Here is a 16,620-nt window from a genome sequence, read left to right on the forward strand (position 1 = left end):
ACCCCAGCTTCGAAAGCTGCACGTACTCGACGAACAGTACCTGCTCAACCAGCGCGTTCATGCCTTCCGCGGCAAGCAGTTCCCGGCCGTGCCGTTGACCATGGGGCGACTGGATAGGACGGCTCCGGTGTCGATGAGAACGCTGGGAGGGATGTCGTTGCGGTGAACTGGAAGAAGTCGGGGCGCCCCTTTTCGCAGCGAAAAAAGGCGGTCGAGTATATCCTTCGAAAGGTGAGCGGGCCGGCCCTCAGATGAAGGTCGACCCGCAACGATGTCGCCATTGCCGCCGGTCATTCGAGCCGGCGGGCGTCAGATCACTTTGCGCCGGTGGAGCCGGTCGCGGTACCACCGAAGGTGGCCTTGAGGTCACCGATGACGGCGGTCTCCGCCTCCTTGGCCTTGGCGACGACGTTGCCCATCCCGAAGAACTCGTGGGTCACGCCGGGGTAGTCGCGATAGGTCACTTGGCCGCCCGCAGCCTTAATCTTGTCGGAGAGCATCTTGCCGTCGTCGTGGAGAGGGTCGATCTGTGCGGTCACGACGGTGAACGGCGGCAGGCCTTTGAGGTCGGCCTTGCCGACGATGTCGAGCCGCGGATCTGCGCGGTCGGCATCGTTGCGCACGGTCTGGTCGTAGAACCAAGCCATCATCGGCTTGTCGAGCGGCTTTGCCGAAGCATTGTCCTTGTAGGACTGTGTGTCGAGGTTGGTCCCTGCCATCGGGTAGACCGCAACGACCTGCAGCGGCTTCTCGACGTTCCCGTCACGGGCCATGATGGCGACGTTCGTCGCTAGATTGCCACCGGCGGACTCACCGAGCAGCGCGACCTTGGACGGGTCTCCGCCGAAGCTCTTGGCGTTGGCGAGCGCCCACTTGTAGGCCGCGAAGGCGTCCTCGTGCTGGGCCGGGAACTTGGCCTCCGGGGCGTGTCGGTATTCGACCGCGACCACGACGGCTTTTGCGCCCTTGGCGATGGCGCGTGGGGTCGCGTCGTAGGTGTCGAGGTCGGCGATGACGAAGCCGCCGCCATGGTAGTAGACGACGATAGGCAGCAGATCGGTGGCATCGTCCGGCGTGTAGATCCGGACCTTCTGAGACCCACCGCCGGTCTCGTAGGCGAGCTCCTTCGTCGTCACGCCTGGCTCGGGTGCCGTCGGCTTACCCTGCTCAGTCAGGAGCGCCTTTACCCCATCGGTCGGGCTCGGCTGCTTGCGGGCATCCTGGGGAGACAGGCCCGGGATCGGCTTCGGGTCGAGCTTCTTCAACGCGTCGAGGACGTGCTTCATATCGACGTCGAGGTTGGCCATCGGCGAGCCGGTCACCGTCGAGACGGCCCCGTCGAGGCGATCCTTGATGGTGGGCTCGGCCTGCGCCCAGGCCGATGGAGCGGTCAGAAGCGCGGTTCCGGCGAGAAGCGCGGCGAGGCGAGTCATCTTCATCGTATTGTGCATTGTACTTCCCGGAAGTTTGATCGGATAGGACTCAAAAGTACGAAACGTCCAGTCTGAGCGACTGCCATTGCCAATGACTGTTCCAAGGGCCTGGAATCGCAGAAGCAACCGAAGGCTGTCGGCGCCGCTGTAGAGCCATCACAGCTCCTGCATATGAGGTTGCCTCAGCGGGCCTCAACCTTCAGGCAGGTGAAGGCGACCGGCAGGGCCTTGCCGCTCTCTGCCTTCCTCGTGAACGAGGCGGCGTTAGCGGTGGTCGAGGCGAAGGCGTGCTCGATGTCCGGGCTGTCGACCGGGAGGACGTAGTCCTGGCCGCTCTGCACGCCCTCGGTCGGATCGAACACCCGGATGGTCATGTTGAAGGGCTTCAGTTCCGTCCTCACCACGCCATCCGCCCGGACCTAGGTTGCGCCGAAAAGGATAAGGGCAGTCACCGCCGCCACGATGGAATTGCGCATGCGGTCTATCCTCAGTGCCCGGCATCGGGCTCGTGGATGGGGCAGCCGTTGAAACGTTCGCGGAACTCCGCCGAGTGCTTGTAAGGGGCATTGCGGGCACGGTTGATGTTGCCGAGCGGCCGATGCGCGGCGAGCCCGGTCCAGACGCTGAAGCGCATGCCTTCGTCGACCGCCTGCACGCGGGCCGGTTCCCAGCTGTCCTGCGGCCGGACTGTGATGAGGCCGACCCGCTGGAACGGCGCCTCCTCCTCGTTCCACTCGACGGTCGGGTCCTCGATGGGCTGGCGTTCGAGGTCGCGGCAGAGCTGGACCCGGAACTCCCACGTCCCCTCGATGCCCACCATCTCGGAACGGACCGTCTCGCGGATCGCATCCGGCCGGCCGGAGGCGTCGATCTCGGTGCCGGTGAGCGCGGTCAGGGAAGGGGCCACCGGGGCAACCGAGAACTTGGCGATGTGCTCGCCGTACCGGAACGGCGTGACGCTGTAGTAGGTCTCGCCGAGCGGATCGACGTTGGGCGCGCCACCGAGGGATCCGAAGGTTGCGCTCTCTATGCCAACCGCAGTCAGCGCCTTGTTCACCCCACGCAGCACCGTCGAGGCCGCAACCTTTAGGCCCTCCACCCGGTCGGTGGTCTTGGCGAGCAGCTTGAGGCTGCCCAGGAACTTCTCGGTGTTCGACGCCTGGAAGACCTTGCCGTTGACCATGATGAAGTTCTGGGTGGTGCCCTCGGCATCGGGCAAGCGTTCTCCGGCGACGTCCAGAACCTTCAGGGCGAGGCCGCGCGGCAGGGAGATGGCATCCGGCAGGATGTCGCCGGCGTTGGTCGACATCCGCATGATGACCTTGTGCTCGAAGGGCGCGGCGAACAGGCCCTGCGCCAGTTCAGGTGGCAGGTCGGCGTCGATTCTCAGCACGCCCTCGAGAATGCCATGCGCCTTAGCGTGGACGGAGCGGACGGCGTGGCCTGAGTCGTCGGCGACCGTTTTCAGGATCGTGTCGAACGTCTCGTTCAGTCCCTCGATGGTTTTCCCCTCGTCGGGCCTCACGACCTCGACGTCGGGGCTGTAGCGGACAGGTGCGTGCAAGGCTCCGGACTCCATTTTCTCCAACTCGAAAATGAACCTCCCCGGCCGTCCTCCGTTCCATCACGCGTGAACGACTTTCGGGATCGACGCCCTGGACGGGGAGTTTCGGCATGCGCCGCGACCCCTCCGGGAGTGGTCTGGCCCAACCGAAACGAGGAGAGAAGACATGAGCCTGCATGGACGGAAGATCGCCATCCTGATCGCACCGCGCGGAACCGAGGAACCCGAGTTCGTCCAGCCGCACGACGCGGTGATGAAGGCAGGGGCAAGTGTCACCGTGATTGGGCTGGAGGCCGGCGAGGCCGAGACGGTGAACGGCGACCTCGACCCGGGCGGACGCTACGCCGTGGATACGACCATCGAGGGGGCCTCGGCGGCCGAATACGACGGACTGGTCATTCCCGGCGGCACGGTCGGCGCCGACAAGCTTCGGGCGAGCAAGGACGTGGTCGCGTTCGTTCGGGATTTCTTCGCCCAGGGCAAGCCGGTCGGCGTTATCTGCCATGGGCCGTGGACGCTGATCGAGGCGGATGTCGTGAGAGGTCGCAGGCTGACCTCGTTCGCGACGGTTGCAACCGACATCCGGAACGCCGGCGGCGAGTGGGTCGACGAGGCGGTCGTCACCGACCAGGGGCTCGTCACGAGCCGTACCCCGAAGGACCTCCCCGCCTTCTGCGCCAAAATCGTCGAAGAGTTCGCCGAGGGTCGCCATCCCGGCCAGTCCCGGAGCGTCTGAGCGCGGCAGGCATTCCGGTGCGGCCCGAGACGGGCCCCACCCCATCCAGGAGACATCATGGGACGCTTTACGAACAAGGTGGTGCTGGTCACCGGCGCCGCATCCGGCATCGGCGAGGCCGCGGCGCGGCGCTTCGGGCTGGAGGGCGCGAGCCTGGTTCTGGTCGACCAGAACGGGGAGGGCCTTCGGAAGGTGGCGGACGGGATCGAGGCGGTCGCCGTCCTAGCGGAGGTCGCAGATCTCTCGAACGCCAGCCGATGCGAAGCTGCGGTAAAGGCTGCGGTCGACCGGTTCGGCTGCCTGGACGTGCTCGTTAACAATGCCGGCAAAGACCATCTCGGCAAGGTCGACGAGGGCGACATCGCCGACTTCTCGACGGTGATTGAGACCGACCTCTACGGCGTCTTCTACATGACCCGCTTCGCGCTGCCGCACCTCCGGGCAAGCCGCGGATGCATCGTCAACATATCTTCTGTTTCCGGGCTCGGCGGCGACTGGAACCACAGCTTCTACTGTGCGGCGAAGGGCGCCGTGACAAACTTCACCCGCGCCGTGGCGCTCGACGAGGCGAGGAACGGGGTGCGCGTGAACGCGGTCAACCCGTCGCTCGTCTACACGCCGTTCACCGCCAACATGCAGGACCAGCCCGAGCTTGTCGCAAAGTTCAACGAGCGCATCCCGATGGGGCGCGGCGCCAACCCTGAGGATATCTCCGGCGTCATCGCCTTCCTGGCAAGCGAGGACGCCCATTTCGTCACCGGCGTGAACCTGCCGGTCGATGGCGGCCTGACGGCTTCGAACGGGCAGCCACGGCTAAGTTGATCTTGCGTCGCGTCGGTGGCCGGACGCGAATCATTCGGCCCTTCCGCAACTCCATTCCTCATTTTCTGCGAGGCGGACAATGACCTACCTGCGATACGCACCCGACATCGAGAAGCCCGCCGCGGACGAGCAAGAAACGATTGACGGCATCATCAAGGGCATGACGCAGCAATCGGAGACGGTTGAGGCCCGCGAGCACCATGCGGTGCGCGCCAGCCACGCCAAGAGCTCGGCCTGCGTCACCGGCGAGTTGACGATTTCCGCCGGCCTACCGCCCGAACTGGCCCAAGGGCTGTTCGCCACGCCCGGCATTCATCCCGTGGCGGTTCGTTTCGCGCAGGGGCCAGGCGAGACTTTGGGTGACCGCGTATCGACCCACCGCGGCATGTCCATCAAGGTGTTCGACGTGCCCGGAGAGAAGCTGCCTGGCCATTCCTCCGACACCCAGGACTTTGTCCTCGCGACCGGGACCACCTTCCCCTCGGGCACGGCGGCCGGATTCCTGCGGGACGGCACAGTAATCGGCAAGTCGACGGGACTGCCGGAAGGGATCAAAAGCGCGGTCTCGTCGACCATGCGCAACCTCAACCAGGCGCTGCACGCCTTCGGCACCAACAGTGCGATGGCCGACTTCTTCGGCCATCCCTACAGCCATCCCCTGGCCGACAGTTACTTCAGCCAGGCGCCGGTCCGCTACGGCGACTACGTGGCCAAGCTCGGGGCCGTGCCCTCGTCCGAGAGCCAGCGCGCCCTCTCAGAATGGAGGCTCGATCCGAATCAGGACGAGAACGGCTTCCGCCATGCCACCGTCGCCTTCTTCCAGGAGCACGAGGTGGTGTTCGAGTTGAGGGCCCAACTCTGGGCGGACGCCGAGCAGCAGCCCATCGAGGACGCCTCGGTAGACTGGCCGGTGTCCGTCAGCCCCTACCGCACGGTGGCAACGCTGCGCCTGCCCCGTCAGGACGCCTACGCGCCGGACCGCGTTCGCTACTTCGACGAGGTGATGACCTTCCGTCCGGCCCACAGCCTCGCGGCGCACCGACCGCTCGGCTCCGTGATGCGCGCCCGGCTTCAGGTCTACCGCGCCCTGAGCGCCTTCCGTCATCGCGAGAACGGCGTGGCGGAGGAGGATACCGCTCGCATCGACCGAATCCCGGCCTAGGCCGAACGGACCTGCACGCTCGCCCGCTGGGGCGACCCGGCAACGGTCGTCGTCTTGGGACGGATCGTCGAGAGGCAACTCAGATCGCGGTCGTCGCGCGAACGGCCCGGCACACAACGTCATCGGGACTCAAAGAGGCGGACATGAAGCACTCGTTATCGCGCGCCGTCGTCGTCCAGCCCGGAGGCGGCTTCGACCGGGTTGGGTTCGGCGAACGGCCGGTCCCAGAGCCGGGACCCGGCGAGGTCACCGTTCGCCTGCGCGCCAGCTCGCTCAACTACCACGACTATGCCGTCGTCAGCGGCATGTGGGGCCCCTCGGAAGCTCGCGTGCCGATGTCCGATGGCGCGGGCGAGGTCGAGGCGGTGGGGCCGGGGACCAACGAGTTCGCGGTCGGCGACCGGGTGGTCAGCACCTTCTTCCCCACCTGGCTGGAGGGGGCGCCCGAGGTCGAGGGCTTTGCGACCGTGCCGGGCGACGGCGTGGACGGCTATGCCCGTGAACGCGTCACCGTGCCGGCGACCGCGTTCACACGGGCACCCGTCGGCTGGGATCACGCTGAGGCGGCGACCCTTACCACGGCGGCGGTAACCGCTTGGAGGGCCCTGCACGCCGATGCCGGACTGAAGGGGGGCGACGTGGTGCTGGTGCAAGGCACCGGCGGCGTCTCGCTGTTCGCCCTGCAGTTTGCGAAGGCCGCCGGCGCAACGGTGATCGCGACCTCTTCGAGCGGTGCGAAACTCGAACGCTTGCGCGTGCTCGGGGCCGACCATGTCGTCAACCACCGGCAGGATGCGGCCTGGGGCGAGACGGCGCGGCAGCTGACGGGAGGCCGCGGCGTCGATCACGTCCTCGACGTCGGCGGACCGGCGACGCTGGAACAGTCGATGGCGGCCGTGCGGGTCGGGGGCCACGTCTCCGTCATCGGCATCCTCACAGGAGTTGAGGGACTGCTTCCGCTGGTGCCTGCGCTGGTCCGCCAGATCCGGCTGCAGGGCGTGCTCGTAGGCAGCCGGCGCCACCAGATCGAGATGATCCGCGCCATCGACGCCAGCGATCTGAGGCCGGTCGTGGACCGCTGTTATCCCCTCGAAGGCTTGGTCGAAGCTTTCCAGCACCAGGAGAGCAATCGGCACTTTGGCAAGATCTGCATCGAAATCTGATGCGGCAGCGGACGCCTCGGCATGGCCAGCGCCGCCTCGACGTAGCGCCAGCGGGCGGAGACAGCCCAGCCGCTACCCAATGCGAGTTTGGAGGCCAACAATGCGACGGCGAGCGCCACCTGTATCGCCGCCACGAGTAAGATCGTGCCGAAGACCCGGCTGAACAGCACAATCAGCACGCCTGGAAACCTGGGCGCAAACACCGAGCCGGATAAGAGGCGGCACCAAAGGTGGTACTGTGACGCGATAAGCAGGAGGACGGCGTCGCCGGCCTTCAACGCGAGAGGCCACAACACCTGGGCGATTACGTACTGGCTGGGCAGATTGAAGATCAGGTGGAACATGCTCTCATGTCGGCGATGGTGGACCGTTGACGTGGTGTCCATCTGCCATCCGGATTGACTCAGGCCATATCACCGGCCGCGCTTCGAGGGACGCTTCGGACTACGCTCGGCACGGACCACGTGACGGTATCCTTCCATATCTCGGAACATGGCACCGGCAACCCGCAGCGATCCGTTTCGACCGTTGTCACCCTACCCGAAACGACGTCGGATACCCTGGTGCTGATCAAGGCAGCGACGGCGGGCGTGCGGCGGATCTGGAAGGCGGGCTATCGATACTCGAAGGCAGGGGTCATCACCGTCGATCTTGTGCCCCTGACAGCCTCACAGCGGGCGCTGTTCGACGGTCTCGACCGCGAGCGGGGTTCGGCGCTAATGGACGCTCTTGACGCGTGCAACCGCCGCTGTGGGCGAGGGGCGGTGGTACTCGGCACGGCCGGCTTCGGGCCGCAGCGAACGTGGTCCACGAGATTCGATATGCGCTCGCCGCGCTACACAACCCGGCTCGCCGACATCCCAGTCGTCGGTGCCGCGTAGGCCAAGGAGAGCGGTCGTGGCCTCACGGTCTTCTGGCGGCGACTGACTGGAAAGCCTGCTGGCTCCCAGCGTCGCTGGTAAGCATCAGGGACACGGTGAATGGTTGTGATGACCTCTCGCCCACGACCGCAGACGAAGGCAAGCTCGGCGAGCAGTCCCACCAATCGATCTGCAGATCCTCATATGAGTTGGGGGATGGCTTTCCTTAGCCGAGAATAGCCGCGATTCGACAACGGCCAAGCTGCCTTGTCCCAGGCCCGGCGAAGGCGCAGGCACCCCTGTGGCAGCACCATCGCCGATGGTCCGACCGGGGCCCATGCGGTCACAACCGGCAGGCTATCCGCCCAACCGCTATCAGCGTGGCCAGCCGGGCATCCGAAATGGGCTGCGGCACGAGCCAACACTTCCGCCATCGCAGCCTCATCCAGAGCCCTAACTAAGTCGGACGCGCCGTCCGAATGGGCAACGAGGCCGCCGATGCGCACGACCCGCGCGGCGCCGAGGGGCAGGCTTTCCGGGTGCAAATCGTCGAGGTGCAGGAGAAGTGCGACCTCACCGTCAGGCACCGCGTCGGCCGGCGGCAACGGTATTTCTCGGGGCGGCATCGGCTCGTCGAGGGCGTCGGGGTACTCATCGAGGCCGACCGCATCGAAGCGTCCATCAGTGTAGCGCCGGATATTCTCGGCGCGGGCAACGTAGTGCTTGCCCCGAGTGTGCAGGCCGGCGACCCAGCGCCAGGAGAGCGTATTGCTGGCTGGATCGCCATCGACGAGGTGGCGCATGAAGAACTCGGCACCAAGGGCCCAGGGCAGGCGAAGGGTGAAGATCCAGATCGAGGCGAACCACATGCGTGCGTGGTTGTGGAGCCAGCCGGTCTCGACGAGTTCGAGGGCCCAGGCGTCAAAGCAATCGATGCCGCTCCGCCCCTCAATCGCAGCCTCATAGGTCCGTCGCAGGCCCGGTTCGACGGCGAGCCGCTCAACGCCCTCAGCGGCCAGTGCAAGGTAGCCTGTCCAGGCAGCGGGATGGGTTTCCAGGTGCCCCTTGAAATAGGTCCGCCAGAATACCTCGCTGACGAACTTCTCAGCCCCCTCGTCACCAAAGGCAGCGACGGCCGCAGCGACGACCTCGGCCTCGGTGATCAGGCGCCGGCGCAGATAGGGTGAAAGCGCCGAGGTCGTGGACCTCCCTTCGGGCCCGCGGTCGAAGTTGCGGGACCCGGCATACTCGGCTCCCTCATCCGCAAGGAAAACGGAGAGGCGGTCGAGCCCGGCGGCACGGGTCATAGGGAAAATGCGATCCATGTCCGTGAGCTAGCGCACGACTGGGAGAAGCCGATGCGACCGATTCCCGAGGGTAACGGGCACCCACATCAGAGCCATACCCTTGGGAGCATGACATTTGGCTCAGGTCGGCCATCTTTGCCAAAAGCTAGGTGTTTGGTGCCGATGTATGATCTTAACCCCTGCGGCTGCCGCGCGGGGCGCGGGGCAGTAGCGACTGCCGCGGCGGGGTTGCGCTTACATACAAAAATACCCCCGGCGCCGCTTATGGCGCCGGGGGTCCGTAATCAGTCTTAGATAAGGCTTAGAACGCCCGCTCCAAATCAGCGAAGCCGCCGGGCAGGTAGACGCTGATCGAACGCTTGCGGGAGGTATCAGGCCAAGTCACCTGACGCTGAGCCCACTCAATCGAGCGGCCAGTGGTCCGGTCCCGGCCGTGGTTCAAGAACCCCTCAGCGTCGAGCCATTCAAGGACCCGTTGCCTCCGCAATTCCGACCGAAACCACCGCGTGAAAACCTCGGATCGAACCACGAACTCGAGACCTTCATTCTTGATCTGGCGAAAGCCATCCGCGTTGTGCATCAGCCGCAACTGCTTGCGAGTGCACGTCTCGGTATCCATAACGCTGGCGCCGCTAAGCTTGGCCTTCAAGGCCTTCAGGTCGGCAATGAGCTCAGCTTGCGGATTGGGGATCTCCGCAAGCGCCGCCAAACATGCCCGCTTCAAAGCCGCGCCGAGTCGTTTCATGTCCAGTGGAAGAACACCCGCAGCGATTGCCAAAAGGCCGCCCGCATAAAGGACGCCAAACTTCGCCACGATATCACGTTCAACCGGTGACATCGTTGGCCGCGCTACGGCCACTTCGAAGTTCGCCACCAGAATTCGAACCACCTCTTCGACAGCCTTGTGTTGTCTAGCGAGCCATTCGGTATAGGTGCTGAAGGCACGACCGCGAAAGTTTGGCAGCCCTTCCCGCAAAAGCTGAAACTGCTTCTTCTCCCACGCAGCGAGATCAACCCCGGAAAGGGCCTTCGGTGCCAGATCGAAGATGGTGCGGGACCCGTTAAAGAGCACCGGCACGCCAATGAGCCGAGCCGTCTCCCCCTCATCGCGGGTCTCGCCCTTCCGCGCCGCTCAAGCGTCGGGCGAGTGCTCGGAGGACATAAGTGGCAGAACCTGGAAGGTTGCCGTCGCCCCACCATCACTACCGGCCCAACTCGGGTGACGGATGATGTCCTGCCCGTTCATCAGCCCATAAGTCGTCTCGCGAACCACCTCATAGACATTGTTCTTTCCACCTCGTGCGGTGCCGATCTCGTTGATCGGGATCGCGTGGTCATTGAAAGCGACAGCAACCGACAGAAGACCGCTGACCGTGGCATTCAGACTAGGCAGATCCTCTTCCTGGCCATAGCCTAAGGCTGATGCACCAGCGAGCTGAGCCGTGGATTTCCCCGAACGGCTGGGGCCGAAAAGCACAAGCCCAAAGTTCGGGCGCAGCGCGATCTTGAGGAGCGGCGCTGCGAAGATGGCGGCCAGTGCGATCATCATTGCCGTCGAGAAGCGCGCGATCAGCATCAGCGAACGCCAGCCGTCGAGGTCACCGCGATCCTGCATGTGACCGGTGCTCCCAGCGTAAGCTCCGGTCGGCGGCAAAATCGCTTCGGCATTGTCCCGCCCAGATACGACGGTACGGTGCGTCACGAACGTGCTGGCGTCCCGCCAGCCGTTGCGAGCGGCTCGACGAACTATGGGTGCATCGCATGCGATGGCGGCGGTGACGATAGCCTTGCGCTCGTTAGTCTTTGGCAGTTTCGCCCCGCACCGCAAGAGGTGGCGGATGACTACCCCGGCACTTTGGTCTTCACGCGGAACAGAGGCAGTGACCAGCGGGCCAGCGATACCTGGCGCCTCATAGACGTCGTACCATGCCTGTGCACCCTCGTCGTGAAGCTGGAAGACTTTGCGAATGCCCGTGTTGAGCGTGGCGCTGTCGGTTGACATGATGGATCCTTTGATACCGTCCTCAGACTGGTTTTCGATGGTGGTGGGTCAGCTCACGCACGGGATGCACGGGATGCACGGGCTTTTCGCTGACAGGGTGGGGTAGGCGCCGGGCACGCCATGGAAGACGGCGCCTTGGCCAGGGCGGACGGGGGTTGCAGTTCCCCCTCCCGCCTAATCGCCCCTAGGGCCCGTCTCTCACCCAGTTGAAGCCACCCAGAGCCCGCTCGACGGCATCGTCATCGATTCCGCACCCGATGACCCGGCCAGCCAAGCCGAGCTGATGCTCAACCATGGCCAGCTCATCGGCCTGAACCGCCCGCAACCCACGGGGAGTGGTTTTGGTGCTGGGACCGCCGCTGGCGTTCAGCCGGTGCTCGTCCCAGTGGGTCACCCGCCGGCCGCGGTCGGGCTTGAGCGCGTAGCGCTCGGCGACCCCGCTGGCATCGATAGGTTCAAACCAGACCGGTCGCTTCACCCAATCGGATCGCGGGAACGCAAAGCGAAAGGGCGCTTGCTGAGCCTGGGAGAACCAATCGACGGCGAGCCCGGCCGCGTGCACGCACCAGTGCGGCGGGGGACCCTTGCCGGTCAGATCCTCATTGAAGGAGATGTCGAGGCTGAAGATACTGGGGGTGATGCCGCTGGTCACAGCGGCATCACCCCCACCGCAGCCAGGACCCGCCGACAAACGGCCACATTGAGCTCACCCGGCAGGATGCAGCCCCAGCTGGGAACCACCGTGATCATGGTCATCCGGCCGCGCAGTGCGCGTGCGGGCTCGCGAACGTATTGGTCGGCCAGGTCCAGGGCGGCGAGTTGGAGACGCCCACCGCACTCGGTGCAGGCACCGCTCAGGCAGGGATCAGCTTCGGTGCAGGCAACGAGGGTCGCAGCGAGCTGGCCCTCAGCGTCGCTGCCCTTCTTCAGCCGGCCGATCAGTCGCCGTCGGTTCTGGCGCCGAGCCGCGAGGTAGTTGGGTTCAGACATGCGGGATCCTTGGCAAAAGCTGCCCTGCCGGCCGGGAGGCCGGTTGCTTTGGTGGCGAGTGATTTCGTAGGGGGTGGGGTAGAGCTGCTGGCAGATTTCCCGGTTGCCAGCGTGCTCGATGTTGCTTGTGCGGTGCAGGTTTACCTGCCGTAAGGCGGACTACTCCGCCGCCACCTTGGTGGCCTCGCGGGCCGCGCGCTCGTAGTCGAGGATGTCCTGCACGCTGAACCGCATCGCTCGCGGGCCAATGCGGACAGGCATCGGCAGCCGGGGCAGCCGGTTCTTCTGCTTCAACCAGGAGAACATGGTGCTGTTGCTGATTTGCAACCTCGCCTGCACCTGCTTGTAGGTGCAGTAGCCCTCGGTCGGGAACGCAATGGGCTCGGGCTTGGACTTCGGCTTCACCGGCTTGTGCGGGGCGAAGCCCGCCTTCACGGCCTTCAACGACGCCGTCGCAACCGGCGTCGGCTCGTAGACAACGTAGCCGTCGGGTAAGAAACCTTGGGGCTTGGGGTTCTCAGGCTTGGCGTTCAGATCCATCGGACCCTCCAGTTTATTGGATAGGGTCGGACATCAATCACCACGTTCAGCCTACTGCGAGCGAATCCTAGGACACGATTGAGCATGATTTTGATGGCTCATTGTGTCTTCGTTCAGCGTTATGGACGCTCCTTGCCCTCGCCGCGCCCTTCTGCTGGTTCCTTCTCCCACGCGAACCACGCCCTCAGGCCCGTTTTGATCGGAGGTAACTCCAACGTAGGATCAATGGCTTGCATTGCCGCTTGGACAAACAGAGCATCTAATGACGAAAACTCGGTTTTTCCGGTCGTAAACTTGCTGTTCGCGCCCCGTTTCGTTGATTCATAACTGCGCAAGAAGGGTTTGCCAGAAAGCCGCTCGCGAACACTGACGATAGCGCCGCAAGCATTACGTATTGATGCTTGCGTTCGTTTTGATGCTTTGTGGCTTACGAGTAGATCAATGCTCGCTTGAATGTCTTTCGCCGCCTGTAAGGCATCATCGAATGTTCGCTGAGATAATGGCCGCTTCAGTATCTCACTGACTATTTTGCCGCTAAGCCCTCTTCGGGCAGCGGGCGAGAGGCTTTCCATCCCTTGGACCAAGGCATCTGCATGTGCTTTGAGCTTGCCAAGCTCAGCTCTGATGGAGCCAGCAGCTGCCCTGTCATCATGCTCCTTGTCAGACCAATAGCGGGCCGATGTATGACATAAACCATGCAGGGTCAGCTGACGATTATCTCGCCATTTATCCTTGGCAGCCGCAGAGTTTTCATAGCTGACAAAACTTCGAAGAACAAAATAAGCCCGCCGCGTACTAGCCTTTTCTACGGCCCTTTCGCGAAAGAGCTTGATGCCCAAATTCGGCTGTAGCTCAGGGAACGCATCGCTAAGCTGTTTTTTGTCGGTCATGAGAGATCGTAGCGCCAGCTATGTATGCCGCCCAAGCTTCCATCATCTCGCGCCGCTTAGCCAGCAGATCGCCTCGCCGATAGGCCGCCTCCACTCGGTTCTCCACGGCATGGGCCAGTGCCATCTCAGCGACCTCGCGAGGTAGGTTCGTTGCCTCAGCTGCCCAGTCGCGAAATGACGACCGGAACCCATGGGCAGTGATAGGCACTGCCATCCGGCGTAGCGCCATCAGGAAAACCATGTTCGACAGCGGTTTCACGCCCGACCGCCCAGGGAAGATGATGGCACTGCCGCTGCCGAGCGCCTTCGCCCGTGCCAGCACCACAACCGCCCGACTGCTGAGTGGAACCCGGTGCTCGCGCCCCGCCTTCATGCGAGATGCCGGCACCGTCCACAGCGCTTCGCCATCGTTGACCTCAGACCAGCCGGCGCCGAGCACCTCGCTGATACGGGCTGCTGTCAGAATCAAAAACTCGAAGGCCAATCGTGCAATTTCCCCCTGCTCGCTCGACTCTCGTAGGCGAGCGACAAAGGCGGGAACCTCAGCATAGGGCAGCGCCGCATGATGCTCCTCGCGCTCACCTTGCTTCGGCAGTCCCCGGCTAACCCCGTCAATCGGATTGTCGCCGCTGCGATAACCGGCGGCCTTGGCCCAATCGAGCACGGTGCCAATTCGCTGGCGCACCCGCCGCGCTGTCTCGGGCTTCGTCAGCCAGATCGGCGATAGGGCGCGCAGCACATCGGGTGTCTCGACCTGATCCACTTGCCGGCTACCGAAAAATGGATTCGCGTAGGTTTCGAGGGTGGTTTTCCACTGCGCCGCGTGTTTCGCGTTATTCCACGAGGGCTTGTTGTCCTCGAAGACCCGTATGACCGCTTCGGCGAAGGTTGGGATCGTCTCAACGGGTTTGCGCCGTTCGGCAAGTGGGTCGCCACCGTCCCGCGCCTTCTTGCGATAGGCGAAGGCCTTTTCGCGGGCCTCAGCCAGCGTGACAAGGCTCGCCCCGCCTAATCCGATGTCGCGCCGTGTGCCCTGGATAACGATCCGCAGAAGCCATCGCTTTGAGCCAGACGGCTCGACAACGAGGTAGAGGCCATGGCCATCTGCATACCTGCCGGGAGCTTTAAGCGCCCGAACCTGCACGGCGGTGAGCGCCCTTTCAGGATGACGGCCTTTACGCTTTCCAGCAATGTCCTTCGAACTCATGTCGCCCACATTTTCGCCCACACCTTATGTGGGCTGCAGGCGGATTACAATGGACAAGCTCGCATAAGGCACATAAGCTAAACCATTGAAAAGTCATAGATTATCGAACGACGTTGGCTAGTGCTGAACATCAATATGGCTGACGCTCCCTCCGCCATTTGACCATAATCCGCTGTCAACAAACGGCTTTTAGCTTTCGATCCCAACCCACGTTTTGACACTGTGTCACCGTGGCTGTGGCGAGCGAAGCCAACGGTGCGCCGAGCTGAATATCTGCAATGTCGCCGTGGTCGCTGGTACGTTCGCCTACGGGTTCCAGCCCATCTCGTCGTCACGGTCGGTCAGCAGCACCTTGTCAGAGCGCTCGACACGTCCAGCGAAGCGGTAGCGCGCGAGCGAGGCTGGATCGCTCTCTCACTGTTTTGGGATTGGATCGGTGCGCAGGTCGAGGCCAACCGCTTCGCCGCTCTTGTGTTGATGCCCCGGCACCTAATGCGAGGCGCCATGGCGGCCTATCGGACTCAGATCTACAGCACGTTCCTGCGCTCGCACGCGACTTCACGGTTGGTAAGAAGGCCGTGGCTCGAGCCTATGTGCAATACCACCCCGGGCGGATCGCCATCGTCGTGACGGGCAATGGCCGGGTGCAGCGATACTTCCGCGGTCTCTCCTTCCCGGATATCATCTCCGCGGTCGGAAGCCCGATCCCAGTTCACTCGCTCGATCACAGCAGTCCGCATCGGCCGAACGTCACGAGCGACTTCGCCGCGTGCAGTGCCGATCTCTGGATCGACGTGAAACGTGACCTCCATAGACCGTCCCTATAAGAGCAGGTGTACCTGCAGCCGAACGGCTTCGCCGTGCTTCTGCTGAGGCTGGAGCCACTCCCTGAGGAGAGCGCGGAGGAACGCAGGCTTGAGGAGGGCTGGCGCTACCGCTTCCACTCGGGACGACGGTAGGTGACACTCATGCTGGATGGGGTTGCTGAGCGTAGCCACAATTTTGGCCTCACCCATTTGGTCGGGATCGTAAGGGCCCCCGTGCCACGCCGCATGGCCCAGGGCTCCCGATGGCGCGGGCGGGTGACGCTCGAATGAACTCGTCGCAGGTCCGCACACCAAAGGCACTCTATGGCTTAGACTCAATCGGAACTTTACGTTCCCGACCGGCTGACAAAAGAAAAAGCATGGCGCAGCGGCATCGGGAACAGGGATTGCGATGCCGAACATCATCGACGTAGTCAGGGCACCGCGAATCGCGTGCTGAGCATCGTCATGGCGCTACTTAATCATGCCGTTGGAGATCCGACAAATAGGCTTTCTCACGATAGCGCCTGGCGTCTCGTGCGGCCCTTTCAGGGCGTGGGTCGTGCGCGCGAGGTGCACTTCAGCGTCGTACAAATGCTGCAGTTGCTCGATGCATCAGGTGATCGTGGTGGCCCTCACCAAGCTACACCACGCCAAGGAACACGACCTGATGGGCCTAGGGTGAGGCGCGTCCTCGCTCAAGCTTTGCGTTCCAGTGTAACCCTCACATGACAATAGAGGGCCGGTCCCCGCAACCTCGTTGCGAACGAGGTCCCTACGAGACCGATCGCTCATCGCCGCAACACGAAAACGGACCGGAGGCGCAGACAGCGACGGGGGAGTACTTCCAGCACGCGGCTCGATCGCGGCTCCCGGTTCACGTCGGTCAACGTGCGGACCTGTTCGATATCGCCAACGACATGCTCCGCATGTCCGCGCCGGCGGTCTGCATCCCGCATTCGAATGATGAGCCAGAAGGTCGCATGGTCAGCCCCGTTCTGGCACGTCCAACGGATTACATGATGAAACAGGTCGACTGACTTGCAGCATGCATTAACGGCACGTTTTTGTGCGGAGGCTCGAGCAATTCGTAGAGGCGGTTCAGCCTCATCGCGAAGCAAAAATTGGCGAATTAACG

Annotated in this window: 17 protein-coding genes and 1 pseudogene; 6 read left to right on the top strand and 12 right to left on the bottom strand. The window is 63.6% G+C overall.

The annotated features are described in order from the left end of the window. Positions 1-314: 314 nt before the first annotated feature. From RQI43_RS08990 to RQI43_RS09000, 3 genes are all read right to left on the bottom strand, one after another. Positions 315-1,439: an alpha/beta hydrolase gene (locus RQI43_RS08990; protein ID WP_311274930.1), complete on the bottom strand. Its 1,125-nt coding sequence runs from the start codon at positions 1,437-1,439 to the stop codon at positions 315-317. A 176-nt stretch (positions 1,440-1,615) separates the two neighbouring features. Then, positions 1,616-1,834, bottom strand: a complete 219-nt coding sequence (locus tag RQI43_RS08995; RefSeq protein ID WP_227436905.1) for a hypothetical protein — start codon at positions 1,832-1,834, stop codon at positions 1,616-1,618. Between the two features lie 86 nt (positions 1,835-1,920). After that, positions 1,921-3,012: a catalase family protein gene (locus tag RQI43_RS09000; protein WP_311274931.1), complete on the bottom strand. Its 1,092-nt coding sequence runs from the start codon at positions 3,010-3,012 to the stop codon at positions 1,921-1,923. 151 nt (positions 3,013-3,163) lie between these two features. Here RQI43_RS09000 and RQI43_RS09005 point away from each other — a divergent pair, with 151 nt between their 5' ends. The 4 genes from RQI43_RS09005 (at position 3,164) to RQI43_RS09020 (ending at position 6,880) form a co-directional block, all read left to right on the top strand. After that, positions 3,164-3,733 (top strand): type 1 glutamine amidotransferase domain-containing protein, encoded by a 570-nt coding sequence (locus tag RQI43_RS09005; RefSeq protein WP_227436911.1) that lies wholly within the window; start codon positions 3,164-3,166, stop codon positions 3,731-3,733. A 57-nt stretch (positions 3,734-3,790) separates the two neighbouring features. Beyond that, positions 3,791-4,555 carry an SDR family oxidoreductase gene (locus RQI43_RS09010; protein WP_311274932.1) on the top strand — a complete coding sequence of 255 codons (765 nt, stop codon included), beginning with the start codon at positions 3,791-3,793 and terminating at the stop codon, positions 4,553-4,555. Positions 4,556-4,634: 79 nt separating this feature from the next. After that, the gene (locus RQI43_RS09015) at positions 4,635-5,717 is read left to right on the top strand and encodes a catalase family protein (protein ID WP_311274933.1); all 1,083 of its coding nucleotides are present in this window, start codon (positions 4,635-4,637) and stop codon (positions 5,715-5,717) included. Positions 5,718-5,860: 143 nt separating this feature from the next. After that, on the top strand, positions 5,861-6,880 hold the full coding sequence (locus RQI43_RS09020; RefSeq protein ID WP_227436917.1) for an NAD(P)-dependent alcohol dehydrogenase: 1,020 nt from the start codon (positions 5,861-5,863) through the stop codon (positions 6,878-6,880). Here the strand turns inward: RQI43_RS09020 and RQI43_RS09025 are convergent. Continuing rightward, positions 6,799-7,224, bottom strand: coding sequence for a hypothetical protein (locus RQI43_RS09025; protein ID WP_227436919.1), 426 nt, complete (start codon positions 7,222-7,224; stop codon positions 6,799-6,801). The genes RQI43_RS09020 and RQI43_RS09025 overlap by 82 nt on opposite strands. A gap of 96 nt (positions 7,225-7,320) precedes the next feature. On the opposite strand from RQI43_RS09025, the pseudogene RQI43_RS09030 reads away from it, so the two are divergent. Then, positions 7,321-7,761, top strand: a pseudogene (locus RQI43_RS09030) (DUF4113 domain-containing protein); the annotation flags it as partial. A gap of 179 nt (positions 7,762-7,940) precedes the next feature. Here the strand turns inward: RQI43_RS09030 and RQI43_RS09035 are convergent. The 8 genes from RQI43_RS09035 to RQI43_RS09070 form a co-directional block, all read right to left on the bottom strand. Continuing rightward, positions 7,941-9,047, bottom strand: a complete 1,107-nt coding sequence (locus RQI43_RS09035) for an FAD-binding domain-containing protein (RefSeq protein WP_311274934.1) — start codon at positions 9,045-9,047, stop codon at positions 7,941-7,943. A 301-nt stretch (positions 9,048-9,348) separates the two neighbouring features. Continuing rightward, positions 9,349-10,125 carry a hypothetical protein gene (locus tag RQI43_RS09040; RefSeq protein ID WP_311274935.1) on the bottom strand — a complete coding sequence of 259 codons (777 nt, stop codon included), beginning with the start codon at positions 10,123-10,125 and terminating at the stop codon, positions 9,349-9,351. Between the two features lie 54 nt (positions 10,126-10,179). Then, the gene (locus tag RQI43_RS09045) at positions 10,180-11,049 is read right to left on the bottom strand and encodes a DUF927 domain-containing protein (protein ID WP_311274936.1); all 870 of its coding nucleotides are present in this window, start codon (positions 11,047-11,049) and stop codon (positions 10,180-10,182) included. Between the two features lie 184 nt (positions 11,050-11,233). Continuing rightward, positions 11,234-11,701, bottom strand: a complete 468-nt coding sequence (locus tag RQI43_RS09050; RefSeq protein WP_311274937.1) for a hypothetical protein — start codon at positions 11,699-11,701, stop codon at positions 11,234-11,236. Next, positions 11,698-12,039, bottom strand: coding sequence for a hypothetical protein (locus tag RQI43_RS09055; protein WP_311274938.1), 342 nt, complete (start codon positions 12,037-12,039; stop codon positions 11,698-11,700). The genes RQI43_RS09050 and RQI43_RS09055 overlap by 4 nt, the downstream gene beginning before the upstream one ends. A 159-nt stretch (positions 12,040-12,198) precedes the next feature. Then, positions 12,199-12,579 carry a hypothetical protein gene (locus RQI43_RS09060; RefSeq protein WP_311274939.1) on the bottom strand — a complete coding sequence of 127 codons (381 nt, stop codon included), beginning with the start codon at positions 12,577-12,579 and terminating at the stop codon, positions 12,199-12,201. A gap of 119 nt (positions 12,580-12,698) precedes the next feature. Continuing rightward, the gene (locus RQI43_RS09065; protein WP_311274940.1) at positions 12,699-13,469 is read right to left on the bottom strand and encodes a hypothetical protein; all 771 of its coding nucleotides are present in this window, start codon (positions 13,467-13,469) and stop codon (positions 12,699-12,701) included. Then, complete coding sequence (locus tag RQI43_RS09070) at positions 13,447-14,613, bottom strand: phage integrase central domain-containing protein (protein ID WP_311274989.1); 1,167 nt, start codon at positions 14,611-14,613, stop codon at positions 13,447-13,449. The genes RQI43_RS09065 and RQI43_RS09070 overlap by 23 nt, the downstream gene beginning before the upstream one ends. A gap of 318 nt (positions 14,614-14,931) precedes the next feature. On the opposite strand from RQI43_RS09070, the gene RQI43_RS24550 reads away from it, so the two are divergent. Then, the gene (locus RQI43_RS24550; protein WP_405030583.1) at positions 14,932-15,306 is read left to right on the top strand and encodes a DUF6538 domain-containing protein; all 375 of its coding nucleotides are present in this window, start codon (positions 14,932-14,934) and stop codon (positions 15,304-15,306) included. The last annotated feature ends 1,314 nt before the right edge of the window (positions 15,307-16,620 follow it).

Source organism: Methylobacterium sp. WCS2018Hpa-22 (genome assembly GCF_031843785.1).
GTDB lineage: Bacteria > Pseudomonadota > Alphaproteobacteria > Rhizobiales > Beijerinckiaceae > Methylobacterium.